This is a genomic window from Streptomyces bicolor, from assembly GCF_000719285.1.
GTDB lineage: Bacteria > Actinomycetota > Actinomycetes > Streptomycetales > Streptomycetaceae > Streptomyces > Streptomyces bicolor.
The window spans coordinates 1-13,206 of sequence record NZ_JOFS01000070.1; the positions used below are offsets into that span (position 1 = coordinate 1).

A 13,206-nucleotide genomic window follows, 5' to 3' on the forward strand; every position below is an offset into this window, starting at 1 on the left:
GCGGCGAAGAAGTCGGGTCCGGCCGCCTCCGGTGACACCCTGGCCTCCCCGATGCAGGGCACCATCGTCAAGGTCGCCGTCGAGGAAGGCCAGGAGGTCAAGGAAGGCGACCTGATCGTCGTCCTCGAGGCCATGAAGATGGAACAGCCCCTCAACGCCCACAAGTCCGGCACCATCAAGGGCCTGTCCGCCGAGGTCGGCGCCTCCCTCACCTCCGGCGCCCCCATCTGCGAAATCAAGGACTGATGACATTCGTATGACCTGAACTCCCTTGAAAGCGGCCGGAAAAGCGAAGAACCTGGTTGTCAGATTCCCTTTCTCGCGCTTCTCGGAACTCTGCCGAGAGTCATGCGATGTGAATTCATCCGGTCACCGCGCGTGGAATTACCGGGAAACTCTGTCGTGGAGGAGAGAGACGCATGCACAGCACTTTGATCGTGGCTCGGATGGATCCCGACTCCAGCGTCGACGTGGCCAAACTGTTCGCGGAGTTCGACGCCGGCGACATGCCGCACCGCATGGGTACCCGGCGCCGTCAGCTGTTCTCGTACCGGGGCCTTTACTTCCATCTTCAGGACTTCGACTCGGACAACGGCGGTGAGCTGATCGAGCAGGCGAAGGCCGATCCGCGGTTCATCCGGATCAGCGACGACCTCAAGCCGTTCATCGAGGCCTACGACCCGGCGACCTGGCGCTCGCCGGCCGACGCCATGGCGACCCGCTTCTACCACTGGGAGGCGTCGGCGTGACGGCACGACGAGTCGTCATCACGGGGATGGAGGTCCTGGCCCCCGGCGGCATCGGCACCAAGAACTTCTGGAGCCTGCTGAGCGAGGGCCGGACCGCGACCCGTGGGATCACCTTCTTCGATCCCTCGCCGTTCCGTTCCCGGGTGGCCGCGGAGATCGACTTCGATCCGGAGGAGCACGGGCTGAGCCCGCAGGAGGTCCGCCGGATGGACCGCGCCGCGCAGTTCGCGGTGGTCGCGGCGCGTGGTGCCGTCGCCGACAGCGGCATCGAGGTGGAGGAGTACGACCCTTACCGGGTGGGCGTCACCATTGGCAGCGCCGTCGGCGCCACGATGGGGCTGGACGAGGAGTACCGGATCGTCAGTGACGGCGGCCGGCTGGACCTCGTCGACCACACCTACGCCGTACCGCACCTCTACAACTACCTGGTGCCGAGCTCCTTCGCGGCCGAGGTGGCCTGGGCGGTCGGCGCCCAGGGGCCGAGCACGGTGGTGTCCACCGGCTGCACCTCGGGCATCGACTCGGTCGGCCACGCGGTGGAGCTGATCCGGGAGGGCTCCGCGGACGTGGTGGTCGCGGGGTCCTCGGACGCGCCGATCTCGCCGATCACGATGGCCTGCTTCGACGCGATCAAGGCGACCACTCCGCGGCACGACGAGCCCGAGCGGGCCTCCCGACCCTTCGACGGCACGCGCAACGGCTTCGTCCTCGGCGAGGGCGCCGCGGTGTTCGTCCTGGAGGAGCTGGGCAGCGCCCGTCGGCGCGGCGCGCACATCTACGCGGAGATCACCGGGTACGCCACGCGCAGCAACGCGTACCACATGACCGGGCTGCGGCCGGACGGCGCGGAGATGGCCGAGGCGATCCGGGTCGCGCTGGACGAGGCGCGGATGAACCCGGAGGAGATCGACTACATCAACGCCCACGGCTCGGGCACCAAGCAGAACGACCGGCACGAGACCGCCGCCTTCAAGCGGAGTCTGGGCGAGCACGCCTACCGGACCCCGGTCAGCTCCATCAAGTCGATGGTCGGCCACTCGCTGGGGGCGATCGGTTCCATCGAGATCGCGGCCTCCGCGCTGGCGATGGAGCACAACGTGGTGCCGCCCACGGCCAATCTGCACACCCCCGACCCCGAGTGCGACCTCGACTACGTGCCGCTGACGGCCCGCGACCAGATCACCGACGCGGTGCTCTCGGTCGGCAGCGGGTTCGGCGGCTTCCAGAGCGCCATGGTGCTCGCCCGGCCCGAGAGGAGTGCGGCATGAGCACGGCCGTAGTGGTGACCGGCCTCGGTGTGGTGTCCCCCAACGGGCTGGGCACCAACGACTTCTGGGCCGCGACCAGGGGCGGCAAGAGCGGCATCGGCCGGATCACCCGCTTCGACCCCTCCCAGTACCCTGCGCGGCTGGCCGGTGAGATCCCGGGCTTCGTCGCCGAGGACCATCTGCCGAACCGGCTGCTGCCGCAGACCGACCGGATGACCAGGCTCGCGCTGGTGGCCGCCGACTGGGCGCTCGCCGACGCGGGGGTGACACCGGCGGAACTGCCCGAGTTCGACATGGGCGTGGTGACCGCGAGCCACTCCGGTGGGTTCGAGTTCGGGCAGAACGAGCTGCGCAAGCTGTGGAGTCTGGGCAGTCAGCACGTCAGCGCGTACCAGTCCTTCGCCTGGTTCTACGCCGTCAACAGTGGCCAGATCTCCATCCGCAACGGGATGAAGGGGCCGAGCGGTGTGGTCGTCAGCGACCAGGCCGGCGGGCTGGACGCGGTCGCGCAGGCCAGGCGGCAGATCCGCAAGGGGACCGCGCTGATCGTCTCCGGGGCGGTGGACGCTTCCATCTGCCCGTGGGGCTGGGTCGCGCAGCTCGCGGGGGGCCGGCTGAGCGCCAGTGACGAGCCCACGCGCGCCTACCTGCCCTTCGACGCCGACGCGCGGGGCCATGTGCCCGGTGAGGGCGGGGCGATCCTCGTCCTGGAGTCCGCCGAGGCGGCGCGGCGGCGCGGTGCGAAGGTCTACGGGGAGATCGCCGGGTACGGCGCCACCATCGACCCCCGGCCGGGGAGCGGGGGTGAGCCCGGGTTGCGCCGGGCGCTGGAGACCGCTCTCGCGGATGCCGGGATCCGGCCCGACGAGGTGGACGTGGTCTTCGCGGACGCGGCGGCCGTGCCCGAGCTGGACCGGGCGGAAGCCGATGCGATCAACGCGGTGTTCGGGGTGGGCGGTGTTCCGGTCACCGCGCCCAAGACGATGACCGGGCGCCTGTACTCGGGTGCCGCGCCGCTGGATCTCGCCGCCGCGTTCCTCGCCATGGCGGACGGTCTGATCCCGCCCACCGTCAACACCGAGCCGCTGCCCGAGTACGGCCTCGACCTGGTCGGTCCTCAGCCGCGCCCCGCGCAGGTGCGCACGGCGGTGGTACTGGCTCGCGGGCAGGGCGGGTTCAACTCGGCGGTGGTGGTGCGGGGCGTGGAGTAGCGCCCGAACCACGTCGTAAGCCGGCGATCACCTACACACCAGAACACGAAGGGACCAACCTCACGTGGCCACAACGGAATTCACCCTGGACGACCTGAAGCGGATCCTGCGCGAGGGCGCGGGTGCCGACGAGGGCGTGGACCTCGACGGCGACATCCTCGACACCGGTTTCGAGGAGCTCGGTTACGAGTCGCTCGCGCTGCTGGAGACCGGCGGCCGGATCGAGCGGGAGTTCGGCATCACGCTCGACGACGACGTCCTGACCGACGCTCACACGCCGCGTGCCCTGATCGCGGCCGTCAACGCCCTGCTCGGAGTGGGCGCCGCCGCCTGACGCGGTGCCCGGAGGTGATCGCGGGGCGGGTCCGGGCCTTGCCCCGCCGTCGCCCGCCCCGCACCCCCTCCGGGCCGCCGACCGTCATCGCACCGCACTACCCATGGGAGAAGAGAACATGGCGCAGCAGCACAAGCGGGTCGCCCTCGTCACCGGAGCCACCAGCGGGATCGGCCTCGCCGTCGCCCGGCTCCTCGCCGAGCAGGGCCACCAGGTCTTCCTCGGCGCCCGCACCCCCGAGAACGTGGCGTCCACCGTCAAGGAGCTCCAGGCCGAGGGCCTGGACGTCGACGGGGCCGCCGTGGACGTACGGTCCACCGACGGCGTCAAGGCCTTCGTGCAGGCGGCCGTCGACCGCTTCGGCACCGTCGACGTCCTGGTCAACAACGCGGGCCGCAGCGGCGGCGGCGTCACCGCCGACATCGCCGACGAACTGTGGAACGACGTCATCGACACCAACCTCAACAGCGTCTTCCGGATGACGCGTGAAGTGCTGAACACCGGTGGAATGCGGCATAAGGACCGTGGCCGCATCATCAACATCGCCTCCACGGCCGGCAAGCAGGGCGTCGTCCTCGGCGCTCCCTACTCCGCCTCCAAGCACGGCGTCGTCGGGTTCACCAAGGCGCTCGGCAACGAGCTCGCCCCGACCGGCATCACCGTCAACGCGGTCTGCCCCGGCTATGTCGAGACGCCGATGGCCCAGCGGGTGCGCGCCGGGTACGCCGCCGCCTACGACACCACCGAGGACGCGGTCCTGGAGAAGTTCCGGGCGAAGATCCCGCTCGGCCGCTACTCGAGCCCCGAGGAGGTCGCCGGCCTCGTCGGCTACGTCGCCTCCGACACCGCCGCCTCCATCACCTCCCAGGCGCTAAACGTCTGCGGTGGGCTGGGCAACTTCTGACACACGGAGGAGAGCCACGTTATGACGACCCGTCAGGTAGAGCACGAGATCACCGTCGAGGCCCCGGCCGCCGCCGTCTACCGGCTGATCGCCGAGGTGGAGAACTGGCCGCGGATCTTCCCGCCCACCATCTACGTCGACCACCTCGAGCGCGGCGAGGGCGAGGAGCGGATACGGATCTGGGCCACCGCCAACGGCGAGGCCAAGAACTGGACCTCGCGCCGCACCCTGGACCCGGAGAACCTGCGCATCACCTTCCGCCAGGAGGTGTCCACCCCGCCGGTCGCCGCGATGGGCGGCACCTGGATCATCGAGCCGCTGTCCGCGGCCTCGTCCAGGATCAGGCTGCTGCACGACTACCGGGCGATCGACGACGATCCCGAGGGCCTGAAGTGGATCGACGAGGCCGTCGACCGCAACTCGCGCTCCGAGCTGGCCGCGCTGAAGACGAACGTCGAACTCGCCCACGCCTCCGAGGAGATCACCTTCTCCTTCGAGGACACCGTCCAGATCGACGGCTCCGCCAAGGACGTGTACGACTTCATCAACGAGGCCGGGCTCTGGGTGGAACGGCTGCCGCACGTGGCCTCCGTCCGCTTCAGCGAGGACACCCCGGGCCTGCAGAGCCTGGAGATGGACACCCGCGCCAAGGACGGGTCCACGCACACCACCAAGTCGTACCGGGTGACGTTCCCGCACCACAGGATCGCCTACAAGCAGGTCACCCTGCCCGCGCTGATGACCCTGCACACCGGCTACTGGACCTTCACCGAGAACGAGTCCGGCGTCGCCGCCTCCTCGCAGCACACCGTGGTCCTCAACACGGCCAACATCGCCAGGATCCTCGGCGAGGACGCCACCGTCGCGGACGCACGCGCGTACGTGCAGGGCGCGCTCAGCACCAACAGCCGCGCCACCCTGGGTCACGCCAAGGACCACGCCGAGAACAGGCGTTGAGGGTGGCCTCGCGCACGCTGGACACCGAGGTCCTCGTCGTCGGCGCGGGACCCGTCGGGCTGATGCTCGCCGGGGAGCTGCGGCTCGGCGGCGCCGGGACGGTCGTACTGGAGCGGCGGGGCGCCCCGACCACCGAGTCGAGGGCCTCGACGCTGCACGCCCGCACCATGGAACTCCTCGACAGCCGCGGGCTGCTGGACGCCCTGGGTACCCCGCCCGACGAGCCGCGCGGTCACTTCGGCGGGGTACCGCTCGACCTGACGCTGCCCAGCCCCTGGCCCGGCCAGTGGAAGGTGCCGCAGACCCGTACCGAGGGGCTGCTGCAGGAATGGGCGCTCGGGCTCGGCGCGGATCTGCGGCGCCGGCACGAACTGCGGGCGGTGCGGGTGGCCGGGAACCACGTCGAGGCGGTGGCGGCGGGACCCGGCGGCCGGGCGCTGCGGATCCGGGCGCGGTACGTGGTCGGCTGCGACGGCGAGGACAGCACCCTGCGCCGCCTGACCGGGGCCGAGTTCCCCGGCCGGGACGCGGACCGGGAGCTGCTGCGCGCGGACGTGGCGGGGATCGACGTACCTAACCGGCGTTTCCAGCGGCTGGACAGGGGGCTGGCGATCGCCGCCCGGCGCGGTGACGGGGTCACCCGGGTCATGGTGCACGAGTTCGGCGCCGTCGCCGAACCACGGTCCGCCGAGCCGGAGTTCACCGAGGTCGCCCAGGTCTGGAAGCGGGTCACCGGGGAGGACATCAGCGGCGGCACCCCGCTGTGGGTGAACTCCTTCGGCGACGCCAACCGGCAGCTCGTCGCCTACCGTCACGGCCCCGTGCTGTTCGCCGGTGACGCGGCCCACCGGCAGATGCCCGCCGGCGGTCAGGCGCTCAACCTGGGGCTGCAGGACGCGGTCAACCTCGGCTGGAAACTGGCCGCCGAGGTGCGCGGCCGGGCACCGCGAGGGCTGCTGGACACCTATCACGCCGAGCGGCACTCGGTCGGCCGGCGGGTCCTGGCCAACATCAGGGCGCAGGCGCTGTTGCTGCTCGGCGGGCCCGAGGTGGAGCCGCTGCGCGCGCTGCTCGGCGAGCTGATCGCCGAACGCCCCGAGGTGCGCCGGCACCTGGCCGGGATGATCTCGGGCCTCGACATCCGCTACGGCGCCGACACGGATCCCGCAGATCCGCTCCTCGGGACCCGGCTGCCGTACACCGAACTGGCCGCTCCCGACGGGCCGTTGCGCACCGCGGAGCTGCTGCGGACCTCGGGGCGCGGCCTGTTGCTCGACCTGGCCGGTGACGCGGGTCTGCGGACCGCGGCGCGGCCCTGGGCCGACCGGATCGTCACGGTGACCGCCCGGGCGGAGCCGGACACACCGCTCGCCGCGGCCCGTGCGGTGCTCGTGCGGCCCGACGGATACATCGCGTGGACCGGGGCGGAAGGCGGGCCCCGGGAACCGGAAATCGCGTTGAACAACTGGTTCGGTCCCGTTGGCGGCGCCACCGCCATTTCTGACAGAAATTGACATCGCTCTGACCTGACGGGACTTGAACCCGTCCGGACGTCCGAAGAAGACTGGTCACCGGTTCCCCCGACCACAACCCAGCAGAATTGCCTGGAGGCAGGGACAGTGAAAGGGATCATTCTGGCCGGAGGCCATGGGACAAGGCTTCAGCCGATCACTCTGGGAATGTCGAAGCAATTGCTCCCGGTGTACGACAAGCCAATGATTTACTACCCACTGTCGGTGCTGATGCTCGCGGGCATCACCGATATCCAGATCATTTCCGCACCGCGTGATCTGGGCGGTTTCCAGCGGCTGCTGGGGGACGGCTCGGACTACGGGCTGCGCCTGACCTACGCGGAGCAGGACGAGCCGCGCGGCCTGGCCGACGCGTTCGTCATCGGTGCGGACCACGTCGGCGACGACTCCGTGGCGCTGGTTCTCGGCGACAACATCTTCCACGGCCCCGGCTTCAGCGGCCTGCTGCAGGACGCGGTCGTGGACGTCGACGGCTGTGTGCTGTTCGGCTACCCCGTGCGCGACCCCGAGCGGTACGGGGTGGGCGAGGTGGACGCCGACGGCAGGCTGGTCTCGCTGGAGGAGAAGCCGGCCCGGCCCCGGTCCAACCTGGCCATCACCGGGCTCTACCTCTACGACAACGACGTGGTCGACATCGCCAAGAACCTGCGCCCCTCCGCGCGGGGCGAGCTGGAGATCACCGACGTCAACCGGGTCTACCTGGAGCGGGGCAAGGCGAAGCTGATCTCCCTCGGGCGTGGCTTCGCCTGGCTGGACACCGGCACGCACGACGCCCTCACCGAGGCCGGCCAGTACGTGCAGATCCTGGAGCACCGGCAGGGTGTCCGCATCGCCTGCATCGAGGAAATCGCCTGGCGCATGGGATTCATCGACCGCGAGGCCTGCCACCGGCTCGGCAAGAAGCTCGCGAAATCCTCGTACGGCCGTTATGTCATGGAAATCGCCGCGGCCGGCTGAGAGTTCACACCATTTTTCCGACAGCGGAGACCAGCGGAGAATCATGCCTTTCATATCGCCCGACGACGGATACATGACGCTGTTCAACCTCTTCGACACCGAGGACCGGGAAAAGCAGAACCAGGTGCTCGAAGCCATGCGGGACATCGTCGACAACGCCGACTACCCCGGCTGGATCTCCTCCACCGTGCACGCCGGTCAGGATTCCCCCGGCACCGCCAACTACATTCAGTGGCGCAGCGCCGAGGACCTCAAGGCGCGGTACGCGGGGGAGAAGTTCCGGACGAAGACCGTGCCGGAGTTCCACCGGCTCGCCACCACCGTGCAGCTCATCCAGACCGAGGCGGTCTTCGCCCAGCGGCACCCCTCGCTCGGGGACGCCGCCGAGATCTCCACGCAGCGCGACGACTACACCGTGATCTTCGTGCTGCGCTGCGAGCCGGAGAACCAGAAGGCCCTCGTCGACGCGCTCGCCAAGCCCGACGACTGGCTGCTGACGGTCCCCGGCTACCGCTCCCACGCCTACTTCCGCGCCCTCGACGGCACGGCCGTCGTCAACTACGCGCAGTGGGACAGCAAGGAGACCTACGACGCGTTCCACACGCTCCCCGACGAGCAGCGGCCGCTCGACGTCCAGAAGGGCCGGGTGCGCGCCCGCTCCCTGGCCACGTCCCGCTGGGCGAACACCTTCCGCGTGTGGCACTCCCGCTCCGCCGCGAGCTGACCTCCCCACGGAACCCCGACCACGGACCAGGACCGGAGTAGCACAGCCATGCGCTATCTGTTCACCACCATTCCGGGGGCCTCGCACATGCTGCCCCTGGCCCCGCTGGCCCACGCCGCCCTCGCCGCCGGCCACGACGTGCTGGTCGCGGCGAACGGCTCCGCGCGGACCACGGCGGCCTCGGCCGGGCTGCACACCGTCGCCACCGACGACGGCCGGTCCGTGACGCCGTACGACGACCTCGTCCGCCGGTTCACCGAGACCGACGTGAGCTGGAACCTCACCCCGGGGGAGGTGATCGAGCACGTCGCCGGGGTCTTCGCCGAGGTGGCCGGCGGCATGGCCGACGGCCTGGTCGACGTCGCGAAGACCTGGAACGCGGACGCCGTCGTCTACCCGCCGCCCGCCGTGGCCGGCCTGCTCGCCGCCCGCGCCGCCGGCATCCCCGCCGTCCTGCACGGCATCGGCACCCGCCGCCCCACCTTCCGTCCCGCCCTGAACCGTCTCGCGCCGGTCGCCGAGCGCTTCGGCGTGGCCGCCCTGGACGAGGCCGAGGTGGAGATCGACCTGAGCCCGGCCTCCCTGGAGACCATCCACCAGGACGCCCCGCACCAGGGCGGCGCCGGTCACACGCTGCCGATGCGCTACGCCCCCTACACGGGCGGCGCCGAACTTCCCGACTGGGCGCTGCGCCGCGGCGAGAAGCCCAGGATCGCCGTCACGCTCGGCTCGCTGCGCGTCTTCTACAGCGACGGCGCCCACCTGCGCGACATCCTCAAGGGCACCGAGGAACTCGACGTCGAGGTCGTCCTCACCACCAGCGGCGCCGAACTGACCGCCCTGCCCGCACCGCTGCCCGGCCATGTGCGCACGGTGGACTGGATGCCGCTGCGGGCACTGCTCGCCACCTGCGACGCGATCGTGCACCACGGCGGCATGGGCACCATGTACGCCGCCTTCGACGCCGGGGTGCCCCAGCTCGGGGTGCCCATGGCGCACGACGACGGCTGGGCCAACGCCCAGGTGCCGGCGGCCCGGGGCGCCGGCCTGATGCTGGAGGGCCGGGAGGCCACCGGCGCCGACATCGCGGCGGCGCTGCGCGAACTGCTCGGCGAGCCGCGCTACCGGCTGGCGAGCCAGGAGGTGGCCGCCGAGATGCGGACCATGCCGACGCCCGCCGACGTCATGAACCGGCTCTCCACACTGCTGGGGACGGCGTCATGAGGGTTCTGGTGACCGGGGGCGCCGGGTTCATCGGCTCCCACTATGTGCGCTCGCTGCTCGCGGGTGAGTACGGCGAGGCCCAGGGCACCGCCGTCACGGTCCTCGACAAGCTGACCTACGCCGGCAACCGCGCCAACCTGCCCGCCGCCGACCCGCGGCTGACCTTCGTCCAGGGCGACATCTGCGACCGGGAGCTGCTGCTGGACCTGCTGCCGGGGCACGACGCCGTGGTGCACTTCGCCGCGGAGTCCCATGTCGACCGCTCCGTCACCGGGGCCGCCGAGTTCGTCCGTACGAACGCCCTCGGCACCCAGACCGTGCTGGACGCGGCACTGGCCACCGGCGTGGAACGGGTCGTGCACGTCTCCACCGACGAGGTGTACGGCTCGATCGACGAGGGCTCCTGGACGGAGGACTGGCCGCTGCTGCCCAACTCCCCGTACGCGGCCTCCAAGGCGGGCTCCGACCTCGTCGCCCGCTCCTACTGGCGCACCCACGGCCTCGACGTCTCGGTGACCCGCTGCTCCAACAACTACGGGCCCTACCAGCATCCCGAGAAGCTGATCCCGCTCTTCGTCACCAACCTGCTCCAGGGCATCCCGGTCCCGGTGTACGGGGACGGGCAGAACCGGCGCGAGTGGCTGCACGTCGACGACCACTGCCGGGCCATCCAGCTGGTGCTGATGCGCGGAGGGGCCGGCGAGATCTACAACGTGGGCAGCGGCAACGAGCTGACCAACCTGGACCTGACCGAGCGGATCCTCCAGCTGTGCGGGGCCGACCGCTCGATGATCCGGCACGTCAGCGACCGCAAGGGACACGACCTGCGGTACTCGCTCGACGACACCAAGATCCGCGAGGAACTCGGCTGGACGCCGCGGACCGCTTTCGCGGACGGGCTGGCCACGACGGTCGCCTGGTACCGGGACAACCCGCAGTGGTGGCGGCCCGTCCGGGACGCCGCGCGGTCGGCGGCCGCTGCCTGACAGCCCCCGTCACATCGCGCGCGAGCGCCACGGCGCACAGCGCGACACCACACCACCACAGACAGGAGGGGACGTTCGTGGACACGGACGTGATCATCGTCGGTGCCGGGCCCACCGGACTGATGCTGGCCGGTGAGCTTCGCCTCGGCGGGGCGCGGGTCGTCGTGGCGGAGCTGCTCGACGAGCCCACGGGGCAGTCGCGCGGCCTGGGCTTCACCGCCCGTGCCATGGAGGCCTTCGACCAGCGCGGCCTGCTGCCGAGGTTCGGCGGCCTGGAGACCAGCCCGCTCGGCCACTTCGGCGGCGTGCAGTTCGACTACACCACGCTGGAGGACGCCCACTTCGGCGCCCGTGGCATACCCCAGTCCCAGACCGAGGCCGTGCTGGAGCAGTGGGCCGGCGAACTGGGCGCGGACATCCGGCGCGGCTGGGCGCTCACGGCCCTGACCGACCACGGCGACCGGGTCGAGGTCACCCTCGCCACGCCGGAGGGCGAGCAGCGGCTCACCGCGGGCTGGCTGGTCGGCTGCGACGGCGGACACAGCGTGGTCCGCAAGGCCGCCGGGTTCGACTTCCCCGGGACCCCGGCCACCCGGGGCATGTACCTCGCCGACGTCGTCGGCTGTGGTCTCAAGCCCCGCTTCCTCGGCGAGAAGCTGCCGAACGGCATGGTGATGGCCGCCCCGCTCGCCGAGGGCGTGGACCGCATCATCGTCTGCCCGCACGGCACCCCGGCCCGCGACCGCAGCGAGACGGTCACCTTCGAGGAGGTCGCCGAGGCCTGGCAGCGCATCACCGGCGAGGACATCTCGCACGGCAGCGCCGAGTGGGTCAGCTCCTTCACCGACGCGACCCGCCAGGTCACCGAATACCGGCGCGGCCGCGTCCTGCTCGCGGGCGACGCCGCGCACATCCACCTGCCGGCCGGCGGGCAGGGCCTGAGCACGGGCGTGCAGGACGCGGTCAACCTGGGGTGGAAGCTGGCCGCCGAGGTGGCCGGCCGGGCACCGGAGGGCCTGCTCGACTCCTACCACGCCGAACGCCACCCGGTCGGCGAGCGGCTGCTGAGCAACACCCGCGCCCAGGGCATGGTCTTCCTCGGCGGCGAGGAGGCCGACCCGCTGCGCGAGCTGCTCACCGAACTGCTCGCGTACGACGACGTCAAGCGCCACCTGGCGGGTTCGGTCAGCCACCTCGACATCCGCTACGACCTCGGCACCGGGAGCCACCCCCTGCTGGGCCGCCGACTGCCGCCCCGCGCGCTGCGCACCGCCACCGGCACGACGACCACCACCGCCGAACTGCTGCACCAGGCGCAGGGCGTGCTGCTCGACCTCGCCGACGACGCCGAACTCCGCCACGCGGCCGAGGCCTGGAAGGACCGCGTGGTCACGGTGACCGCGTCCCTCGACGTCACCGAGTCGCGCACCGACCCGTTCGGCGACGCCACCGCCGTCCTCGTACGGCCGGACGGCTACGTCGCCTGGACCTCAACCGACGGTGAGCCGGCGACGGCCGCACTGGAGCGCTGGTTCGGCCCGGCGGAGCAGGCGGCGACCGCGCGCTGACGCCCCGACCCGGCCCTTCCCACCCACCGAAGGAAACCCCCATGGCTGTACGCCTGTTCACCTCGGAGTCCGTCACCGAGGGCCACCCCGACAAGATCGCCGACCAGATCAGCGACACCGTCCTCGACGCGCTCCTGCGCGAGGACCCGGCCTCCCGGGTCGCCGTCGAGACCCTCATCACCACCGGGCTCGTGCACATCGCGGGCGAGGTGACGACCACGGCGTACGCGCCCATCGCCCAGCTGGTCCGCGACAAGATCCTCGAGATCGGCTACGACTCCTCGAAGAAGGGCTTCGACGGCGCCTCCTGCGGGGTGTCCGTCTCGATCGGCGCCCAGTCCCCGGACATCGCCCAGGGCGTCGACACGGGCGGCGCGGGCGACCAGGGCCTGATGTTCGGCTACGCGACGGACGAGACGCCGACGCTGATGCCGCTGCCGATCTTCCTGGCGCACCGCCTGTCCAAGCGCCTGTCGGACGTCCGCAGGAACGGCACCATCCCCTACCTGCGCCCGGACGGCAAGACGCAGGTCACCATCGAGTACGACGGCGACCGCGCCGTACGCCTCGACACGGTGGTCGTCTCCTCGCAGCACGCGAGCGACATCGACCTGGAGTCCCTTCTCGCCCCCGACATCCGGGAGTTCGTGGTCGAGCCGGAGCTGAAGGCCCTGCTGGACGACGGCATCAAGGTGGACACCGACGGCTACCGGCTGCTGGTGAACCCGACCGGGCGGTTCGAGATCGGTGGCCCGATGGGTGACGCGGGTCTGACCGGCCGGAAGATCATCA

At 71.0% G+C, this 13,206-nt stretch carries 14 protein-coding genes; all 14 read left to right on the top strand.

The genetic code is table 11. The features are described from left to right. Window positions 1-246, top strand: a 246-nt coding sequence (locus IF78_RS44595) for an acyl-CoA carboxylase biotin carboxyl carrier protein subunit (protein WP_037642804.1), incomplete at its 5' end; no start/stop codon positions are given. 173 nt (window positions 247-419) lie between these two features. Continuing rightward, window positions 420-749: a TcmI family type II polyketide cyclase gene (locus tag IF78_RS0142135; protein WP_031488002.1), complete on the top strand. Its 330-nt coding sequence runs from the start codon at window positions 420-422 to the stop codon at window positions 747-749. Beyond that, complete coding sequence (locus tag IF78_RS0142140; RefSeq protein WP_031488003.1) at window positions 746-2,017, top strand: beta-ketoacyl-[acyl-carrier-protein] synthase family protein; 1,272 nt, start codon at window positions 746-748, stop codon at window positions 2,015-2,017. Before IF78_RS0142135 ends, IF78_RS0142140 begins: the two co-directional genes overlap by 4 nt. After that, on the top strand, window positions 2,014-3,228 hold the full coding sequence (locus IF78_RS0142145; RefSeq protein WP_031488004.1) for a ketosynthase chain-length factor: 1,215 nt from the start codon (window positions 2,014-2,016) through the stop codon (window positions 3,226-3,228). The genes IF78_RS0142140 and IF78_RS0142145 overlap by 4 nt, the downstream gene beginning before the upstream one ends. 64 nt (window positions 3,229-3,292) lie before the next feature. Then, entirely contained in the window at window positions 3,293-3,562 is a 270-nt protein-coding gene (locus tag IF78_RS0142150; RefSeq protein WP_031488005.1) for an acyl carrier protein, read from the top strand. Window positions 3,563-3,680: 118 nt separating this feature from the next. Continuing rightward, a complete protein-coding gene (gene fabG, locus IF78_RS0142155) occupies window positions 3,681-4,466 on the top strand; it encodes a 3-oxoacyl-ACP reductase FabG (RefSeq protein WP_031488006.1) in 786 nt (261 codons plus the stop codon). A gap of 21 nt (window positions 4,467-4,487) precedes the next feature. Then, window positions 4,488-5,423 carry an aromatase/cyclase gene (locus tag IF78_RS0142160; RefSeq protein ID WP_031488007.1) on the top strand — a complete coding sequence of 312 codons (936 nt, stop codon included), beginning with the start codon at window positions 4,488-4,490 and terminating at the stop codon, window positions 5,421-5,423. Window positions 5,424-5,425: 2 nt separating this feature from the next. Beyond that, complete coding sequence (locus tag IF78_RS0142165; protein ID WP_051828674.1) at window positions 5,426-6,937, top strand: FAD-dependent monooxygenase; 1,512 nt, start codon at window positions 5,426-5,428, stop codon at window positions 6,935-6,937. 105 nt (window positions 6,938-7,042) lie between these two features. Beyond that, window positions 7,043-7,912 carry a glucose-1-phosphate thymidylyltransferase RfbA gene (rfbA, locus tag IF78_RS0142170; RefSeq protein WP_031488009.1) on the top strand — a complete coding sequence of 290 codons (870 nt, stop codon included), beginning with the start codon at window positions 7,043-7,045 and terminating at the stop codon, window positions 7,910-7,912. A gap of 43 nt (window positions 7,913-7,955) precedes the next feature. Continuing rightward, window positions 7,956-8,636 carry an antibiotic biosynthesis monooxygenase family protein gene (locus IF78_RS0142175; RefSeq protein ID WP_031488010.1) on the top strand — a complete coding sequence of 227 codons (681 nt, stop codon included), beginning with the start codon at window positions 7,956-7,958 and terminating at the stop codon, window positions 8,634-8,636. A 48-nt stretch (window positions 8,637-8,684) separates the two neighbouring features. Further along, window positions 8,685-9,860 (top strand): nucleotide disphospho-sugar-binding domain-containing protein, encoded by a 1,176-nt coding sequence (locus IF78_RS0142180; protein ID WP_031488011.1) that lies wholly within the window; start codon window positions 8,685-8,687, stop codon window positions 9,858-9,860. After that, entirely contained in the window at window positions 9,857-10,846 is a 990-nt protein-coding gene (gene rfbB, locus IF78_RS0142185; protein ID WP_031488012.1) for a dTDP-glucose 4,6-dehydratase, read from the top strand. The genes IF78_RS0142180 and rfbB overlap by 4 nt, the downstream gene beginning before the upstream one ends. 77 nt (window positions 10,847-10,923) lie before the next feature. Next, window positions 10,924-12,414, top strand: coding sequence for an FAD-dependent monooxygenase (locus tag IF78_RS0142190; RefSeq protein ID WP_031488013.1), 1,491 nt, complete (start codon window positions 10,924-10,926; stop codon window positions 12,412-12,414). Between the two features lie 41 nt (window positions 12,415-12,455). After that, a partial coding sequence (gene metK, locus IF78_RS0142195) for a methionine adenosyltransferase (RefSeq protein WP_031488014.1) occupies window positions 12,456-13,206 on the top strand: 751 nt, incomplete at its 3' end.